We start from the raw sequence: 15,896 nt of genomic DNA on the forward strand, positions 1-15,896 counted from the left end.
CTAATCCACCGTCCAAACACCCAACAGCCACCAACGCATTTCTTCAAAGGAGAAGACCCTTGTCACGCAATAAAATCACCGCAGCCTTCGCAGCAGCAGCACTCATCGCCCTCACCGGCTGCGGCGCCAACGCCAGCGCCTCCAACACCTCAGGGGAGGACTTCCCCAAGAAGGGCAAGTCCATCGACCTGATTGTCGCCTTCTCCTCCGGCGGAGCCGTGGACACCGCAGCCCGCCTCGTTCAGCCGATCCTGGAGAAGGAACTCGGCACCAACGTCGAGGTCATCAACAAGCCCGGCGCCGGCGGACAGATCGGCTACACGGCACTGACCAGCGCCAAGCCCGACGGGTACACCATCGGCGCGACCGGCTCGCCGTCAGTGGTCGTTTCACCGTTGGACCCGGCCCGCGGCGCCAAATACACCCGCGCCAGCTTCCAGCCCCTCGGCCGGCAGGTCATCGACCCCGCCGTCATTGCCGTCCAGCCGGACAGCCCGTACAAGACGCTGAAGGAACTCCTCGACGCCGCCAAGGCAAACCCGAAATCCATGACCGCCAGCACCACCGGACTGCAGACCGGCGAACACTTCGCCCTGGCCCAGATCCAGGAAACCACCGGCTCCGAATTCGCCCCCGTGCACTTCTCCGAAGGCGCCTCCCAGGCCACCACCGCGTTCCTTGGCCGGCACGTGGACGTCCTCGTTGCCAACGTCAGTGACGTGACCGACCTGACCAAGCAGGGCAAGGCCCGGGTCCTGGGCATCATGACCGCCGAACGCTCACCCTCGCTGCCGGACGTTCCCACCTTCCAGGAATCCGGCTACGAGGTGGAAGCCGGCACCGTCCGCGGTTACTCCGCACCGGCCGGGCTGCCGGACGCCGTCGCCAAGAAGCTCGAAGCCGCCCTCCAAAAGGCCATCGAGGATCCTGCCGTCAAGGAAAAGATGAGCGCCCTGGGCCTGCAGACCAGCTACCTCTCCGGCACCGACTACGAGAAGTTCTGGGCCGGACAGGAAGAGGACTTCAAGAAGGTCCTCCCGCTGGTCCAGAAAAAAGACTAGTCCAACCACCAGCCGCCACCCACGGAAGAATCCACCATGACAACTCCAGTCCTTGAGGACATCGACGCAAACTTCGTCCGCCCCGACCGGGACCTGATAGGCCGCCTTGCCAAACTTCCCGCCGCCAACATCGGCGACGCCATGGACCGCCTCGGAATCGCGGACTCAGCCATTCAGGCAATCTGGCCCGGCGCCCGCCTCGCCGGACCAGCCTTCACCGTCTGGACACGCCCCGGGGACAACCAGGGCATCCACCGCGCACTGCAGCTCGCCCGCGCCGGGGACGTGATCGTCGTCTCCGGCGGCGGAGACGAATCCCGGGCACTGTTGGGCGAGCTCATCGGCGAACGGGCCATCAATCTTGGCCTCGCCGGCTTCGCCCTGGACGGGGCAGCCCGCGACGCCGAAGCCCTCCGCGAGATCGGCATGCCCGTCTTTGCCCGCGCCATCACCCCGGCCGGACCGTACAAGAACGGGCCCTCCCGTCTCGGCACGCCCATCTCCTTCGGCGGGATCCCCGTCCTGCCCGGGGACATCATCATCGGCGACTCCGACGGCGTCGTCGTCATCCCCAGGGAACAGGCAATTGCTGTCGCCGAAGCCGCCGAAGCAGTCTTCGACGACGAAACCACCCGCCGGGCCGCCATCATCGCCGACCGACACTAAAGCAAGAAAGACAGAAAACTATGACCGCGTGCACCATCATCGGCCTCGGCGAAGCCGGAGCCACCTACGCGACTGCACTCATTGCGGCAGGCCACAGCGTCACAGGATTTGATCCCGTCGCACCATCCACCCCGGCCGGCGTCACCAGGGCAGCAACCGCGGCCGAGGCGTGCCTTGGCGCAGACGTTGTCCTGGTCCTCACCGGAGCAGCCGCAGCCCGCAATGTGGCCCAGGAATGCCTGCCCGTCTTGCCGGAGGGCAGCTGCTATGCCGACTTCACCTCGTCCTCACCGCACGTCATGCGGGAACTTGGGCAGTTGCCCAGTCCGGCACTCTTCGTTGACGTCGCCATCCTCGGGCCCGTAGCCGCGCTGGGCGAGAAGACCCCGCTGATGGTCAGTGGCCCGGGGTCCCGGGCCGTTGCCGATCTTCTGGCGCCGCTCGGTGCCGAGGTCGAAATCGCCGACGGCGAGCCCGGGGCCGCGATGGCCCACAAACTGCTCCGCAGCGTCTTGATGAAAGGCCTGGCCTCCGTGGTGGTCGAAGCCGTCACGGCGGGACGGGCCGCGGGACTGGAAGATTGGATCAGGAGTCAGATCGCCAGGCAACTGGCGGGGGACGGCCAGGCCGTCATCGACAGGTTCCTCACCGGCACCGCCAAGCACGCCCTGCGCCGTTCCAAGGAGATGCAGGACACTGCCGGCTACCTCACCGACCTCGGAGTCCCCGCCGAAATGACCACAGCCTCCGCTGCGGCACTTACGCGCATCGCCGAGAAATCAGCACAGGCGGCGCCGGCCTTGCGCTGACCCCGACCTCAGGCAGAATCGTTTACAGGAATCAATGATGAACCATCCGCAAACCAGCACTACCCCGTCAGGAGCAGCAGCATGATCGGCATCTGGGCCCTGGCAGCCTATCTGGCCGTCATCCTGCTGTGGACGACCCTTCTCAAGCGCAGCGTTGGAGAGGCCATGATCCTCGGATTCCTGGTCGTCCTGCCTTTCACGGGGGTCACAGCGGCGCAGATCGGCTGGTCCTCCCTTTACACGGCGGTGACTGATGAAATCGTCTACGCCACCATGGCGTTCGTCTTCGTGGGGTACCTGCTGGACAAGACCGGAGTGCTGGACCGGCTCATCGACCTGTTGAACTCACTGATCGGCGGTAGCAAGGGAGGCCCCGCCTGGGTGTCCACCGTGGCGTCGGCAGGCCTCGGCGGTGTGGTCCACAACCAGGCGGCGATCGCCGCGACCGTGGGTTCCGTGACCATCCCGTGGATGGAAAAGTCCCGGCTCGACAAGCCCGCGGCCGCGACCCTCGTGGCGGGAAACGCCGGAATGGGCATCACTTTCCCGTTCAGCGCCTCGATGTTCGTCCTGGTCGGCTCCGCCACAGTCGGGCCCCTGCTGAACGTCAATGAACTCGTGCTTCCGTTGTTCATCGGCGGGCTGTGGTGCTTCCTGCACCGGCTGATCGTCACCTGGCTGCTGATCCGCAAGAGCGGGATGACACCCTTGGATGCCGCGCACCGGTTGCCGGTCCGGGCGGCGTTCGGCCGCGGCTGGGCCACCCTGCTTTTGTTCGTCGTGGTGGCCATCCCACTGATCATCACCTCCGCCTTCATCGCCACCGCACTGTCGGACTGGACCGGCGGAGACATCACCAAGTCCCTGAGCGTCATCGTCTGGATCCCGGTGGTCCTGATCATCACCGGCGCCGTCCTCGGCCGAAAAAACCTCCCACGCAGCGGCCGGGGCTGGTGGAGCCTGCTGCAGGAGTCCGCCCCGAGGTTCGGGATCGTCGGCATCACTGTCGTCTTTGCCTTCGCCGGCGCCAACGCCCTCGCCGCCACCGGCCTGCCCCAGCAAATGACGGCACTGCTCAACCGGATGAACCTGCCCCTGTGGCTCCTCGCCATCCTCATCGGGTTGATCGTCATCGCCGTCGCCGCGCCCCTCTCCGCCACGGCCACCATGGCCGCCGTCGGAACCGTCGGTGTCGCCACACTCGTTAGCGCCGGTGTTCCGGCGACCACCGCCGCCGTCGCCGTGCTCGTCTTCTCATCCTGCGAAGCCGCCGTTCCCCCCGGAGGCGCGCCGCTGTATGTCGCCTGCGGTATCGCGGACGTGGACCCGATCAAAACCTTCGCCCGACTGCTCACCCACTACGCCCTGCCCCTGCTGGGCATCGGCGTGCTCATCATCCTCGGCATCCTGCCGATCTAAAGGAACCGCGACATGCACAAGATCAGACGAGCCATCGAAGTCATCTTCGCCCTGAGCCTCGCCGCCCTCCTCGCCGGCGGAGTCCTGTTCGTGACGGGCCAGGCCATCGCCCTTGCCGCCGGCCAGAGCGAATGGCTCGTATTCTTCAACGAATCCGTCAAGCCCCCGATGTGCCTTGCGGCATCGATCTGTGCGATCGCCGGGTTCTTCCTCAACTACAAGCGATACGAGAACAAAGAACAGACTCCCCAGAAGGCAGCGACGCGATGACCGACACCAGGGAATCCGGAACCTACCCGTCCTTCGCCGAACTTCTCGAACGGCAGGGCGCGCTATCCGGGACGTCGTGGGGGCTGTTTCCCCAACCTGACCGCGGAACGCCGTCCTTCATCACGCAGGACACGACCCTGGAGGCCAGGAACTGCATCAGGACCGGCGTGGTCTTCGGCCTGGACTACCCGGCCGATGCCTTCGATCCCGGAATGTCACTCAAGCGCAGCGCCCCTCGTCACACAATCTACTCCTCCCACCCGGCCCACCGGGACGACTACCTGGACGGGTATTACCTCCAGGGATCCACGCAGGTCGACGGGCTCCGGCACCGCCGGGCAGACGACATCGGCTTCTACAACGGCACCCCCGATGACCGGATTACGGAAGGCACCCCGGACCTCGGCATCCAGGAATGGGCTGACAAACCCATCGTCGGCAGGGGAGTGCTCGTCGACCTCGACGGCTACTGCACCGGCGAAGGCACTCCCATTGACCACGCAGCAGGTGAGCCCCTCGGGCTTGACCTGATCCAGGCAGCCATCCAGGCCCAATCCCTCACCATCCAGCCCGGCGACATCCTCATGCTCCACACCGGATGGTGTGAATGGTTCCTGGCCCTGGCCATGGCAGACAAGCAACAGACCCGGGAGAGCCGCCGCGCCACCGGCATCGCCCAATCACAGGAATTCGTCGCCTGGGCCTGGGACCACCGCCTCGCGCTGATTGCCGCCGACAACTTCGCCCTCGAATGCCTGCCCGTCATTCCCGAAAGCCCCTTTCTGTTATCGGCGCCCAACGACCACGGCATGATGCACCAACAGCTCCTGGCCAAACTCGGCATGCCGCTCGGCGAACTCTGGAAACTGGGACCCCTCAGCCGACACATGAAGAAGGCCGGAACCTGGGACGCCTTCGTCAGCATCAAACCGCTGAACATCACCGGCGGCACCGGGTCACCTGCGAACGCCACGGCAGTGACGTGACCCAGCGCGACGGTGCGGACCGGCGCGGCACCGGGCCTGCCCGCCGCACACTGAACCACGAGGGAAATGGGCCGTCAGGGCGGCCTTGGGCCTGCTCGCCGGCGGCCATGCAATTTCGTGGATGGACCGGTAGAATAGTAGTTAGCAATGCTAATTAGCGCAGCTAACTATTGCTGCCGTGCAGGTCTTGGAGGCGTTATGACCACCACCCGCGATTCCCGTCACGCAGGAGACAGCATCCGGCCTGACATTTTGGCGATCGAGCTTCGGACCGCCGTTATGCGCACGTCGCGCCGGCTCCGCATCGAGGCAAGCGGTGACGTTCTTACGCCGGGACAGTACACAGTCCTGGCACATCTTCGCAGCGGCTCCCAAACCCTTCGCGAGCTGGCCGAGCGGGAGCATGTTCAGGCGCCGTCGATGACCCGGATAGTCAACGCGCTGACCGATCAGGGCTTCGTGTCGCGGTCAGCCCATCCCGAGGACGGCCGTCAGGTGCTCGTCTGGATTACTCCGGCCGGTGAGGCCGTCCTGAATGAGGCCCGCAGCCAGCGGACAGCGTGGCTGGCGCAGCGCGTCGCGACTCTGAGTGATGAGGACCGTCTGACGCTGAGCCGCGCCGCCCGCATCATGCAGGAGTTGAGCGCCAGATGAGTGTCATGTTCCGGGCCCTGGGGAACCGCAACTACCGGATGTGGGCGGGCGGGGCCCTGGTATCCAACATCGGCACATGGATGCAGAGGGTGGCGCAGGACTGGCTGGTACTGACAGTATTGACCGACCATTCCGGTACCGCCGTCGGCATCACAACGGGACTGCAGTTCCTTCCGATGCTGCTCCTTGGCCCGTACGCGGGCGTGCTTGCGGACAGGTACCGCAAACTCGTGGTCCTCAAGTGGACGCAGACGGCCATGGGCCTGTGCGGACTGCTGGTCGGGCTCCTGGTCCTGACCGGTTCGGCGCAGTTGTGGCAGGTATATGTGGCGGCCCTCTGCCTTGGGGTGGCCAGCGCAATAGACGGACCTGCGCGCCAGGCCTTCGTCTCCGAACTTGTGGGGCAGAACAACATTTCAAATGCCGTGGCGCTCAACTCCGCCTCGTTCAACACCGCCCGGCTCACTGGACCCGCCATTGCCGGTGTGCTCATTGCCTGGGTGGGCACGGGACCCGTTTTCCTGCTCAACGCAGCCAGCTTCGCCGCGGTCATCGTCTCCCTATGGCGCATACGTCCGTCCGGGTTGTTCGCGGCGGTGCCGGCAGGCAATGGCAAGCATCCGGTCGCGGAGGGCTTGGGGTACGTATGGCGGCGCCCGGATCTGGTGCTCATACTTGTCATGGTCGGGATCCTGGGAGCATTCGGCATGAATTTCGCCATCACCAACGCACTGATGTCCACCGCAGAATTCGGGATGGGGCCGGGGGAGTTCGGGCTCTTGGGCTCCATCATGGCTGTGGGGACTTTGGCTGGCGCGTTGCTGGCAGCCCGCAGGTCCCGGCCCCGGCTGCGCTTCCTGCTCGGCGGCGCCCTTGGCCTGGGGTTTTTCACGCTCGTGGGCAGCGTGACCCCTTCGTTTTGGCTCTACGCAGCCGTCCTGGTTCCGGTTGGCCTTGCATCAATGACCTTCCTGAACAGCTGCAATACGAGTATCCAGCTCTCGGTGGAACCGCAGTTCCGGGGGCGTGTGCTGGCGCTGTACCTGGCGGTCCTGCAGGGCGGGACCGCCGTCGGGGCGCCCCTGATGGGATGGATCGGCACTGAATTCGGCGCGCGCTGGTCGGTGGCCGCCGGCGGCTCCATCGTGCTGCTCACCGGCTTGTGCTCGGTGATCGTGGTCAGCCGGAGCAGCACTTTGACGCTGCGGGCGCAACTGCGGACTGTGTCCGTCAGGAAGCGCACAGGCTACGGGAGGACAAGGAACCGCGAGGCCGCCCGCTAAGTCGGGGGCGTCTGAAGCGGCCAATTGCCGGCCTGCGGACTGCCAGGGGAGGGCATGTCCATTTTCCGAACCTGCGGGCGGCCACTCCGCGGGCCACCTAAGCGGGACATGTCCATTCTTGGGCCCCGCGTGTGGGCATTGGGGCCATATGTCCACTGGCCGCGGCTAGGGGAGGGCATGTCCACCAACCAGCTGAACAGGGGCCCCGGCCCGTCCAACCTGGGCTAATCCTCCGGGTCCTCCGGCTCGCCCAGCCCACGGGCGGCGAGGGCTTCGCCGGTCTGCCGGGCAAAGGCCACCGTGCTGATGAAGACGGGCAACACCAGGGCCCGCGGGTTGCGTTCGAGTCCGCGCGCCCGGGCCGAGTCGCGCACGTCCGTGTAGGCCCCGGCAACGAACGGGATGCTGCGGAGCATGATGGCGATGGTCAGGGCGAAGCGTTCCGGGTCCGCACCGAAGCGCCGGAACGGCCGCGCAAGCGACGCCACGCCGTCCAGGAGTGCCTGCACAGGAGTGGTGGCGGTCAGGATGGACGCAGCGACGACGCAGACCAGGACGTTGAGCACGATCCGGGCGGCGGTCGGTGCGCCCAGCTGCCACCACTGGAAAAGCCCGATCGCCACGAGCACCGGAAGGACCGGACGCACCGCGCGGAACAGCCGGGCCGGGCCGGCCCCGCTGAGCAGGAACAGTCCGCAGAGCAGCACCAGCATAGCGGCGGACACGGCCCAGTCTGCGATCAGGAACGACGTCATCCCGCACCCCACGACCAGCAGGAACTTAAGCCACAGCGGCGCGCGGTGGACCAGGGACGAGCCCGGCACATACGCCGCCAGCAGGAAGCCGTGGCCGCTCACGCCTGCTCCCGCCACGGCTGCTCCGGCACGGCGTGCTCCAGGGCCGCCGCGCTCAGGGCACGGTAACGGGCGACGGCGGCCGCCGGCTCGCCGTCGAACACCACCTTCCCGGCATCCACCACCAGGACGCGGTCCATGTCCAGGGCCAGCTCGAGGTCGTGGGTGGACAGGATCACCTGCTGGCGAAGCCCGGCGAGCGTGCGCCGCAGGAGTTCGCGGTTGCGCAGGTCCAGCAGCGTGGACGGCTCGTCCAGGACCAGCACCTCCGGATTAACGGCCAGGACCGCGGCCAGCGCCAGGAGCTGGCGTTCGCCGCCGGAGAGCTCGTAGATGCTCTGGTCCGCCAGCGGGAGGAGGCCGAACCGTTCCAGCACCGACTCCGCATGGGCCCGGCGCTCAGGGGCGTTACGGATGGAGCGGCGCAGGGACAGTTCCACATCCTCGCGTCCGGTGGGCATGACGAGCTGGGAGAGCGGATCGGTGAAGACAAAGCCCACCCGGCGGCGGACCTCCCGGACGGCCCGGACCGTATCGGCACCGTCGACCCGCACGGTGCCGTCGCTGGGTGCCACGAGCCCGTTCAGGAGCCGCAGGAGGGTGGACTTGCCCGAGCCGTTGGCCCCGATAACCCCAATCCGCCGTTCCGTGAGGTCGAGCGAAAGCTCCTGGAGCAGCGTCTTGGGAGCGGGGCGGCCATCAACCGGAACCCGCACCGAAACACGGTCCAGGACGATGATGCTCACGGGCGGGTGTCCACCGTCCGGATGCGGCGCAGCAGCAGGTCCGGGAAGGCCTTGTGCAGGGCCAACGCGATGCTGACGGCCAGGACGTTCTTGATGATGTCGCCCGGGTAGAACGCGAGATCGGCCAGGAAGGCTTTGGAGAAGTCCAGCTTGGCGTTGACCATCATGCCCAGGATGCCCAGGCCGTGGATGAAGATGATGCTGCTCACCATGGCGGCGGCGAACAGGAGGATGGCGCGCAGCTTGCCGGTGCGGTTGGCGGTCCACTTGAGCACGACGACGGTCAGCCAGCCGACCGCCGTGGCGGCCAGCAGGAATCCGATGATGTAGCCGGCGGAGGGGCCGGCGAGCACGCCCAGGCCGCTGCGGCCGCCGCTGAAGATCGGCAGGCCCGCGAAGCCCAGAAGCAGGTAGAGGCCGACGGCGGCGAAGGCCCGGCCCGGGCCCAGCGCCAGCCCCGTGAGCATGACGGCAAGGGTCTGCAGCGTGATGGGCACGCCGAGCCCGCCGACGGGGATGGCGGCGATCAGGGCAGAAGCGGCCACAAGGGCGGCGAAGACGGCGATGAGGCCAAGGTCGGTGGCATTCCAGCGGTCCCGGCGGCGCGGGGTCCTGGCTGCGGCGGGACGGTGGGTTTGCGTCATGATGTTCCTGTCGGGGTGCTGCGGCGGAAATATGGATTGTGATATCGACTGTACGGTCGCGGCGGGGGCTGTATTTTGTAGGCGCCCCACTAACCGGCGGCCCGGAAGCTGGAGGACGCCGCCAACGAACACCGCCAGCAGGCGGGACCAGCATGGCGACGGCGGCCGGCCACTGCCACAGGTACCCATGTCATGGAGCCGGGGCAGTGCCGGTAGACTTGTGGAGGCCGTGCTCTCGCATCGCCCTGCCCCGGCCCCGCCCAGACTCCACCCGTCGTGCCGCGGCATTCCCTGTTGTGAAAGGCCTTAGCTGCATTGATTACCGTCCAGGATCTCGAACTGCGCGCCGGCGCCCGCCTCCTCATGGACCAGGTGAGCTTCCGGATCGACAAGGGAGACAAGATCGGTCTGGTCGGCCGTAACGGTGCAGGCAAGACAACGCTGACCCGGGTGCTCGCGGGCGAGGGCCTGCCCGCCGCCGGCAAGGTAACCCGCACCGGCGAAATCGGCTACCTGCCGCAGGATCCGCGCACCCCGGACATGGAGCAGCTCGCGCGGGACCGGATCCTGTCCGTCCGCGGCCTGGACATTGCCGTCGGCAAGCTCCGCCTGGCGCACGAAGAGATGGCCAGCGAGGACCCCGCGGTCCAGCGCAAGGCGATGAACCGCTATGACCGGCTGGAATCCGAATTCCTGGCCGCCGGCGGCTATGCCGCCGAAGCCGAGGCGGCAGCAATCTGCTCGAACCTCGCCCTGCCGGACCGGCTGCTGAACCAGCCGCTCAAGACCCTGTCCGGTGGACAGCGGCGCCGCGTGGAGCTTGCGCGCATCCTGTACTCGGACGCCGAAACCATGCTCCTCGATGAGCCCACCAACCACCTCGACGCCGATTCCATCTCCTGGCTCCGTGAGTTCCTCAAGAACCACCAGGGCGGGCTGATTGTCATCAGCCACGACACCGAACTGCTCGAAGCGACCGTCAACAAGGTCTTCCTCCTCGATCCCAACCGCGCCCAGATCGACTTCTACAACATGGACTGGAAGCGCTACCTCAACCAGCGCGAAACGGACGAGCGCGCCCGCAAGCGTGAGCGGGCCAACGCGGAGAAGAAGGCCCAGGTCCTCATCGACCAGGCCAACAAGATGCGCGCCAAGGCCACCAAGGCCGTCGCCGCCCAGAATATGGCCAAGCGTGCCGAGCGCCTGCTCGGCGGCCTCGAGGCAGTGCGCGCGCACGACAAGGTGGCAGCCCTGCGCTTCCCGGACCCGTCGCCCTGCGGCAAGACCCCGCTCACCGCGGACGGCCTCAGCAAGTCCTACGGCTCGCTGGAGATCTTCACCGATGTCGACCTTGCCATTGACCGCGGGTCCAAGGTGGTCATCCTGGGCCTCAACGGCGCGGGCAAGACCACGCTGTTGCGGATGCTGGCCGGCGTCGACAAGCCGGACACCGGCGAAGTCGTTGCGGGCCACGGCCTGAAGGTGGGCTACTACGCGCAGGAGCACGAGACGCTCGACGTGGACCGCAGCGTCCTGCAGAACATGCGCTCCTCCGCCCCGGACATGAACGACGCGGAAGTCCGCAACATCCTGGGCTCGTTCCTGTTCTCCGGCGACGACGTCGACAAGCCCGCCGGTGTGCTCTCCGGCGGCGAGAAGACCCGGCTGGCGCTGGCCACCATCGTGGCCTCGAGCGCGAACGTGCTGCTCCTCGACGAGCCCACCAACAACCTGGACCCCGCCAGCCGCGCCGAAATCCTCGGGGCCCTGAGCAACTACACCGGCGCCGTCGTCCTCGTGAGCCACGATGAGGGCGCCGTCGAGGCGCTCAACCCGGAGCGTGTCGTCCTGCTTCCCGACGGCATCGAGGACCACTGGAACGAAGACTACCTGGACCTCATCACGCTGGCGTAAGCCACCCAACCGACCCACAGCCGGGTCAGCGGACCGGCATCTCTTCCGCGCCCGTGATCCGGTGCAGGTCCGCGTAGCTGATGGAGAACATCGAGTTGTGGTCCCCTGCCCCCGCCCAGAGCACGCGGTGGGCCGACAACGACTCATCCAGCAGGGTCCGGATCTTCTCCGGGTGGCCTACCGGGGCGACGCCGCCGACCTCCTGGCCGGTGTGGGCCAGGACGAACTCGGGGGAAGCGCGGCGGATCTTGCCCGTGCCCAGCCGGTCCGCGACCTTGCGGACGTCCACCTTGGCCGCGCCGCTTGCCAGGATGAGCAGCGGGGTGCCCTCGAGCTCGAACACCAGGCTGTTGGTGATCGCCGCGACATCGCAGCCCAGCGCGGCGGCGGCCGCTGCCGCCGTCGGCACCTTCGCATCGAACACCGTCACGGTGTCCTGGGCGCCCAGGGCGGTGAGGGCACGCTTGACGTTGGCCACCGGGCCGGGAAAAGCGTCAGGGCTCATCGCTCAGAACCCCTGGGCGTCGAGGATGGCGTCTTCCTCTTCTTCCGCCGTCGCGTTCTTGCGCTTCCGCGGGGCAGGACGACGGCGGGCCACCGGGCCGCTGGAGTGCAGGAACACGCCCTCGGCGGCCTCGGCTTCGGCGTCCTCCGCGTCGATCGCGGCGTTGCGGGCCTGCTGCCTGGCCGCGTAGCCGAACCCGACGAACATCAGCACGCCGAACGCGAACCACTGCAGAGAGTAGGACAGGTGGGTGCCTTCATCAGTGGTCGGCTTGGGGAACGGGAACGGCATGTCCTGCACCGACGGCGACTCGGAGGCCAGCTGTCCGTAGGCGCCCGTCAGCAGCGGATAGCCCAGCTGCGCGGAATAGGCGGAGAGGTCGATCGAGGCCAGCTGTCCGTCAGGGGCGCCGCGCTGCAGCTCGGGCTCGGCCGGCTTGAGGCGGGCAACCACCGTCACCGGCCCCTGCGGCGGGGCAGGCACTGAGTCGGGCCGTCCCGGGGTGTTGTTGCCGATGGGCAGCCAGCCACGGTCGATCACCACGGTTTCGCCGGACTGGAGCTTGAAGGGAACCACCACCTCGTAGCCGGGCTGGCCGTTGAGCGGGCGGTTGCGGACGATGCGCTGTCCGGCGGCGTCGTAGCTGCCCTTCAGTTCCACCTGGGTCCACTCCCGCTCCGGATTCAGCCGGCTGAACTGGTCCCGGACATCGGCGAACGGCACGGGGGTGGCCGAGTAGTTGGAGACCACCCGGTTGATTTCGGCCAGGGTCTCGGCGCGGCGGTCCATCTGCCACCGGCCCAGCCCGACGCAGCCGGCAGCAAAGATCACGGCCAGCAACAAGTACCCCAGCCATTTACTGGAGAAGAGAAAGCGGTACATTCAGCCGATCCTGCCTGACGGGTCGAGAGGGGCGGTCACTGCCGGGAGGGGGACGGACCCTGCGCCGAGGACCACAGTCTCTTTCCATAGTCCGCGCGTCTGGAGGTAGTCCTCAAGCCAGGCGCGGTGCTCCCCGCACGCCAGCCAGATCTTGCGCCGCTCCGGGGTGTGGATCTTGGGATTGTTCCACAGCAGCTGCCATTCCGCCGCCGCGCGGCAGGCTTTCCGCGAGCAGACGGTGCCCGGGGCCGCGGCCGTGTCCCCACCGGTCCCGGCCAGGTCAAAGAGATTCATGAAGCTGCCCGTCCGTGGTCGTCGTCGTTCTCATCTTCGATCAGCTCCCCCTGCAGCAGCGTCCCTGAACCGTCTGCGCCGTCGCTCGGATCCTGCCCGTTTGGATCCTGCCCGGCGGGGCCTGCGGTGTCCGGTGCGTCCAGCTCTGCGAGCGGAGCATAGTCCAGGAGCGAGTCACTGTGGATTTCCGCCTTGTCGCTGCCGTTGGCGATCACCACCGCCACCCAGGGCAGGAAGACGGCGCCGGCAATCGGAAGGAGTTTGAACCAGCCATCCACGACAAAAATCAGGATCAGGCAGACCATGCGGATGCCCATGGCGATGGCATACTTCACCATCCGCTGGTGCATCTCGTCCGAGTGCGCAGCAGCGGCGTCGGTGATGCTGTGCACCTCGGTACCGCCGGACTCGGAGTCCGGCCTCCCGGGCACATGCGCACCGGGTCGGTTTTTGAGTGTCACGGCTGTCAGATCACGCTCCCAAGGCTTACTTCGATTCTCTCACCATCGGCGGAGCCGCCCAAACGGAAGCGCACCGGGCGCTAAGATCGGAGGCAGGAAAATTCCAGCCCCCAGCGCGGCCCTCCCTGCCGCAGAAACCCGGAGCCCCATATGACTGACACATCCACCACTGGCCGCAGCGTTCTGATCACCGGCGGAAACCGCGGGATCGGCCTGGCCATCGCCGAGTCCTTCCTGGCCAACGGCGACAAGGTGGCCGTTACCTTCCGCAGCGAATCGTCCCTGCCCGAAGGCATCCTCGGCGTCAAGGCGGACGTCACGGACGAAGCGTCGGTGGACGCCGCGTTCGCGGAAGTCGAAGCCGCCCACGGCCCGGTGGAAGTCCTTGTGGCCAATGCCGGCATCACCAAGGACACGCTCCTGATGCGGATGAGCGAAGACGACTTCACCTCGGTGATCGACACGAACCTCACGGGCGCCTTCCGGGTGATCAAGCGGGCATCCAAGGGCATGATCCGGGCGCGCAAGGGCCGCGTGGTGCTGATTTCCTCCGTCTCCGGCCTCTATGGCGCGCCGGGCCAGATCAACTACTCTGCCTCCAAGGCAGGCCTGGTGGGCATCGCCCGGTCGCTCACCCGCGAACTCGGCGCACGCGGGATCACCGCGAATGTGGTCGCGCCCGGCTTCATCAACACCGACATGACGGCCGAGCTGCCCGAGGCCACGCAGAAGGACTACCTGACCAAGGTCCCCGCCGGCCGCTTCGCCGAGGCCTCCGAAGTCGCCAACGTCGTGCGCTGGATCGCCAGCGACGAGGCGTCCTACATTTCCGGTGCGGTCATTCCGGTCGACGGCGGCCTCGGAATGGGCCACTAGCCCCTACGCGGCAGGACGACGCAGGACACCTGCGGAGCACAGCGGACGACGGCGGATTCCGCCGGGAACCGTGCCGGGTTCCGCGCCGGGCCTTTTTGCCCTTGGCTCCGGGGCTCCTGGAGAGTGTAATGGGCTCACAGCCCCTGACCATGCCGCGGCAGGGGCGTGGACTCAGGAGGAAATCATGAGTGATCTCAGCAAATGGACGCCCTCGGACATGCTGGAACCGGTCCGCCGCTTCCTTGACGGTGATCTGTCCATAGCGCCAGGGATCAAGATCGAACAGTTCCAGGAGGGCACCACCCTGGTGGTGCGGGCGGAAGCGCCGGGGATCGACCCGGACCGGGACGTCGACGTCTCGGTCGGCGAGGGTGTGCTGAATATTGCGGTGGAGCGGCGGGAGTCGTCCGAGCACCAGAGCAAGGACGGTTACCGCTCGGAGTTCCGCTACGGCCGTGCCGCCCGGAGCATTGCGCTGCCCGCGGGGGTGAGGGAAGAAGACATCACCGCCACGTACAAGGACGGCGTCCTGGAAGTCCGCGCACCGGCGCCCAAGGTTGTGACCGGTGAAGCGACGACGAAGATCCGGATCGACCGCGGCTGACCCAGTCCCGGCACGTCCAAGCCACGTGACGACGGAACTACGCCGCCGGGGCTTCTTTGTGGATGCTGAACAACTGTAATGGCGCGGTCCGCTGGCATGATGGATTGCAGACCCACAGTATTTGGACGTTTGGAACAAAGGAGCTCGTATGGGACTGCTGGAGAACAAGACTGCGATCGTGACCGGTTCGTCGCGCGGAATCGGCGCCGAAGTGGCCAAAATCCTCGCCGCCGAGGGTGCGGCCGTCGTCGTCAACTACCGCCAGAAGGCGCCGCGCGCCAACAAAGTTGTCGCCGAGATCGAAGCCGACGGCGGCCGTGCCGCGGCCATCGGGGCGGACCTCACCACCCAGGAAGGCGTCCAGGCTCTCGCCAGCGCCGCGATGGAGAACTTCGGCTCGCTCGACCTCCTGGTCCTCAACGCCTCCGGCGGCATGGAGACCGGCATGGAAGAGGGCTACGCGCTGAAGCTGAACCGCGACGCCCAGGTGAACATGCTCAACGCCGCCGTCGCGCTCATGCCCCACGGCTCGCGCGTGGTCTTCGTGACCAGCCACCAGGCCCACTTCATCGACACGGTGCCCACCATGCCCGAGTACGAGCCCGTGGCCCGCAGCAAGCGTGCCGGCGAGGACGCACTCCGGGCACTGGTCCCGAACCTGGCCGAGAAGGGGATCACGCTCGTGGTCGTCTCCGGCGACATGATCGAGGGCACCGTCACGGCCACCCTGCTTGACCGCTCCAACCCCGGCGCCATCGAGGCACGCCGCGCAGAAGCCGGCAAGCTGTACTCGGTCAAGGAGTTTGCCGCGGAGGTCGCCAAGATGGCCTCGGCCGACGTCGAAACCGGCCACACGGAATACGTCGGCGGTGCGGATTATTTCGGTAAGACCGCAGACCAGGCAGCGGATAAGAGCTCCAGCTAGGCGCAGCCCGCCACGCGCGCCGGGATGGCGCGTCTAGAAGGCA

The 15,896-nt window shown here is 67.0% G+C and carries 19 protein-coding genes; 12 read left to right on the plus strand and 7 right to left on the minus strand.

Going from position 1 to position 15,896, the window contains the following annotated elements; all coding sequences use genetic code 11:
* The first annotated feature begins 59 nt into the window (after positions 1-59).
* From AC1D0A_RS02500 to AC1D0A_RS02535, 8 genes are all read left to right on the plus strand, one after another.
* Positions 60-1,061: a tripartite tricarboxylate transporter substrate binding protein gene (locus tag AC1D0A_RS02500; protein ID WP_243177689.1), complete on the plus strand. Its 1,002-nt coding sequence runs from the start codon at positions 60-62 to the stop codon at positions 1,059-1,061.
* Positions 1,062-1,097: 36 nt separating this feature from the next.
* The gene (locus AC1D0A_RS02505) at positions 1,098-1,727 is read left to right on the plus strand and encodes an RraA family protein (RefSeq protein WP_243177688.1); all 630 of its coding nucleotides are present in this window, start codon (positions 1,098-1,100) and stop codon (positions 1,725-1,727) included.
* 20 nt (positions 1,728-1,747) lie between these two features.
* Positions 1,748-2,536, plus strand: a complete 789-nt coding sequence (locus AC1D0A_RS02510; RefSeq protein ID WP_243177686.1) for an NAD(P)-dependent oxidoreductase — start codon at positions 1,748-1,750, stop codon at positions 2,534-2,536.
* Between the two features lie 81 nt (positions 2,537-2,617).
* Positions 2,618-3,955 carry a TRAP transporter large permease subunit gene (locus AC1D0A_RS02515; RefSeq protein WP_476945115.1) on the plus strand — a complete coding sequence of 446 codons (1,338 nt, stop codon included), beginning with the start codon at positions 2,618-2,620 and terminating at the stop codon, positions 3,953-3,955.
* Between the two features lie 12 nt (positions 3,956-3,967).
* Positions 3,968-4,225 (plus strand): hypothetical protein, encoded by a 258-nt coding sequence (locus tag AC1D0A_RS02520; RefSeq protein WP_243177683.1) that lies wholly within the window; start codon positions 3,968-3,970, stop codon positions 4,223-4,225.
* Positions 4,222-5,211, plus strand: a complete 990-nt coding sequence (locus tag AC1D0A_RS02525; RefSeq protein WP_243177681.1) for a cyclase family protein — start codon at positions 4,222-4,224, stop codon at positions 5,209-5,211. The genes AC1D0A_RS02520 and AC1D0A_RS02525 overlap by 4 nt, the downstream gene beginning before the upstream one ends.
* Before the next feature lie 198 nt (positions 5,212-5,409).
* Positions 5,410-5,865 carry a MarR family winged helix-turn-helix transcriptional regulator gene (locus AC1D0A_RS02530; protein WP_028275528.1) on the plus strand — a complete coding sequence of 152 codons (456 nt, stop codon included), beginning with the start codon at positions 5,410-5,412 and terminating at the stop codon, positions 5,863-5,865.
* Positions 5,862-7,148: an MFS transporter gene (locus AC1D0A_RS02535; RefSeq protein ID WP_476945116.1), complete on the plus strand. Its 1,287-nt coding sequence runs from the start codon at positions 5,862-5,864 to the stop codon at positions 7,146-7,148. Before AC1D0A_RS02530 ends, AC1D0A_RS02535 begins: the two co-directional genes overlap by 4 nt.
* Before the next feature lie 224 nt (positions 7,149-7,372).
* On the opposite strand, the gene AC1D0A_RS02540 is transcribed toward AC1D0A_RS02535, so the two are convergent.
* Genes AC1D0A_RS02540 through AC1D0A_RS02550 form a run of 3 tightly spaced genes read right to left on the minus strand, consistent with a single transcriptional unit; the run spans position 7,373 to position 9,392 of the window.
* Positions 7,373-8,005 (minus strand): energy-coupling factor transporter transmembrane component T family protein, encoded by a 633-nt coding sequence (locus AC1D0A_RS02540; protein ID WP_028275529.1) that lies wholly within the window; start codon positions 8,003-8,005, stop codon positions 7,373-7,375.
* Complete coding sequence (locus AC1D0A_RS02545) at positions 8,002-8,748, minus strand: energy-coupling factor ABC transporter ATP-binding protein (protein WP_243177677.1); 747 nt, start codon at positions 8,746-8,748, stop codon at positions 8,002-8,004. Before AC1D0A_RS02545 ends, AC1D0A_RS02540 begins: the two co-directional genes overlap by 4 nt.
* Positions 8,745-9,392, minus strand: a complete 648-nt coding sequence (locus tag AC1D0A_RS02550) for a biotin transporter BioY (protein ID WP_243177676.1) — start codon at positions 9,390-9,392, stop codon at positions 8,745-8,747. Before AC1D0A_RS02550 ends, AC1D0A_RS02545 begins: the two co-directional genes overlap by 4 nt.
* A gap of 315 nt (positions 9,393-9,707) precedes the next feature.
* Between AC1D0A_RS02550 and AC1D0A_RS02555 the strand changes: the two genes are divergently transcribed.
* Positions 9,708-11,306: an ABC-F family ATP-binding cassette domain-containing protein gene (locus AC1D0A_RS02555; RefSeq protein WP_028275532.1), complete on the plus strand. Its 1,599-nt coding sequence runs from the start codon at positions 9,708-9,710 to the stop codon at positions 11,304-11,306.
* A 25-nt stretch (positions 11,307-11,331) separates the two neighbouring features.
* Here AC1D0A_RS02555 and AC1D0A_RS02560 read toward each other — a convergent pair whose 3' ends face one another.
* From AC1D0A_RS02560 to AC1D0A_RS02575, 4 genes are read right to left on the minus strand one after another with little or no spacing between them, the layout of a single operon-like run.
* Positions 11,332-11,811: a YbaK/EbsC family protein gene (locus AC1D0A_RS02560; RefSeq protein ID WP_230011473.1), complete on the minus strand. Its 480-nt coding sequence runs from the start codon at positions 11,809-11,811 to the stop codon at positions 11,332-11,334.
* Positions 11,812-11,814: 3 nt separating this feature from the next.
* Positions 11,815-12,693: an SURF1 family cytochrome oxidase biogenesis protein gene (locus AC1D0A_RS02565; protein ID WP_476943911.1), complete on the minus strand. Its 879-nt coding sequence runs from the start codon at positions 12,691-12,693 to the stop codon at positions 11,815-11,817.
* Positions 12,694-12,987, minus strand: coding sequence for a hypothetical protein (locus AC1D0A_RS02570; RefSeq protein WP_476943910.1), 294 nt, complete (start codon positions 12,985-12,987; stop codon positions 12,694-12,696).
* Positions 12,984-13,448: a DUF3099 domain-containing protein gene (locus tag AC1D0A_RS02575; RefSeq protein WP_476945117.1), complete on the minus strand. Its 465-nt coding sequence runs from the start codon at positions 13,446-13,448 to the stop codon at positions 12,984-12,986. The genes AC1D0A_RS02570 and AC1D0A_RS02575 overlap by 4 nt, the downstream gene beginning before the upstream one ends.
* A gap of 150 nt (positions 13,449-13,598) precedes the next feature.
* Between AC1D0A_RS02575 and AC1D0A_RS02580 the strand changes: the two genes are divergently transcribed.
* The 3 genes from AC1D0A_RS02580 to AC1D0A_RS02590 all read left to right on the plus strand — a co-directional run bounded on the left by AC1D0A_RS02580 (position 13,599) and on the right by AC1D0A_RS02590 (position 15,853).
* Positions 13,599-14,324 carry a beta-ketoacyl-ACP reductase gene (locus AC1D0A_RS02580; RefSeq protein ID WP_230008961.1) on the plus strand — a complete coding sequence of 242 codons (726 nt, stop codon included), beginning with the start codon at positions 13,599-13,601 and terminating at the stop codon, positions 14,322-14,324.
* 184 nt (positions 14,325-14,508) lie between these two features.
* Entirely contained in the window at positions 14,509-14,928 is a 420-nt protein-coding gene (locus AC1D0A_RS02585) for an Hsp20/alpha crystallin family protein (protein WP_476945118.1), read from the plus strand.
* A 148-nt stretch (positions 14,929-15,076) separates the two neighbouring features.
* A complete protein-coding gene (locus AC1D0A_RS02590) occupies positions 15,077-15,853 on the plus strand; it encodes an SDR family oxidoreductase (protein WP_028275539.1) in 777 nt (258 codons plus the stop codon).
* Positions 15,854-15,896: the final 43 nt, after the last annotated feature.

It is taken from the genome of Arthrobacter sp. P1_D4 (genome assembly GCF_056406115.1).

Excerpts from the sequence above, each read along its gene's own strand:
- AC1D0A_RS02505 (WP_243177688.1), top strand. The coding sequence starts at position 1,098 with ATGACAACTCCAGTCCTTGAGGACATCGACGCAAACTTCGTCCGCCCC.
- AC1D0A_RS02510 (WP_243177686.1), top strand. The coding sequence starts at position 1,748 with ATGACCGCGTGCACCATCATCGGCCTCGGCGAAGCCGGAGCCACCTAC.
- AC1D0A_RS02515 (WP_476945115.1), top strand. The coding sequence starts at position 2,618 with ATGATCGGCATCTGGGCCCTGGCAGCCTATCTGGCCGTCATCCTGCTG.
- AC1D0A_RS02520 (WP_243177683.1), top strand. The coding sequence starts at position 3,968 with ATGCACAAGATCAGACGAGCCATCGAAGTCATCTTCGCCCTGAGCCTC.
- AC1D0A_RS02525 (WP_243177681.1), top strand. The coding sequence starts at position 4,222 with ATGACCGACACCAGGGAATCCGGAACCTACCCGTCCTTCGCCGAACTT.
- AC1D0A_RS02530 (WP_028275528.1), top strand. The coding sequence starts at position 5,410 with ATGACCACCACCCGCGATTCCCGTCACGCAGGAGACAGCATCCGGCCT.
- AC1D0A_RS02535 (WP_476945116.1), top strand. The coding sequence starts at position 5,862 with ATGAGTGTCATGTTCCGGGCCCTGGGGAACCGCAACTACCGGATGTGG.
- AC1D0A_RS02550 (WP_243177676.1), bottom strand. The coding sequence starts at position 9,392 with ATGACGCAAACCCACCGTCCCGCCGCAGCCAGGACCCCGCGCCGCCGG.
- AC1D0A_RS02560 (WP_230011473.1), bottom strand. The coding sequence starts at position 11,811 with ATGAGCCCTGACGCTTTTCCCGGCCCGGTGGCCAACGTCAAGCGTGCC.
- AC1D0A_RS02565 (WP_476943911.1), bottom strand. The coding sequence starts at position 12,693 with ATGTACCGCTTTCTCTTCTCCAGTAAATGGCTGGGGTACTTGTTGCTG.
- AC1D0A_RS02570 (WP_476943910.1), bottom strand. The coding sequence starts at position 12,987 with ATGAATCTCTTTGACCTGGCCGGGACCGGTGGGGACACGGCCGCGGCC.
- AC1D0A_RS02580 (WP_230008961.1), top strand. The coding sequence starts at position 13,599 with ATGACTGACACATCCACCACTGGCCGCAGCGTTCTGATCACCGGCGGA.
- AC1D0A_RS02585 (WP_476945118.1), top strand. The coding sequence starts at position 14,509 with ATGAGTGATCTCAGCAAATGGACGCCCTCGGACATGCTGGAACCGGTC.
- AC1D0A_RS02590 (WP_028275539.1), top strand. The coding sequence starts at position 15,077 with ATGGGACTGCTGGAGAACAAGACTGCGATCGTGACCGGTTCGTCGCGC.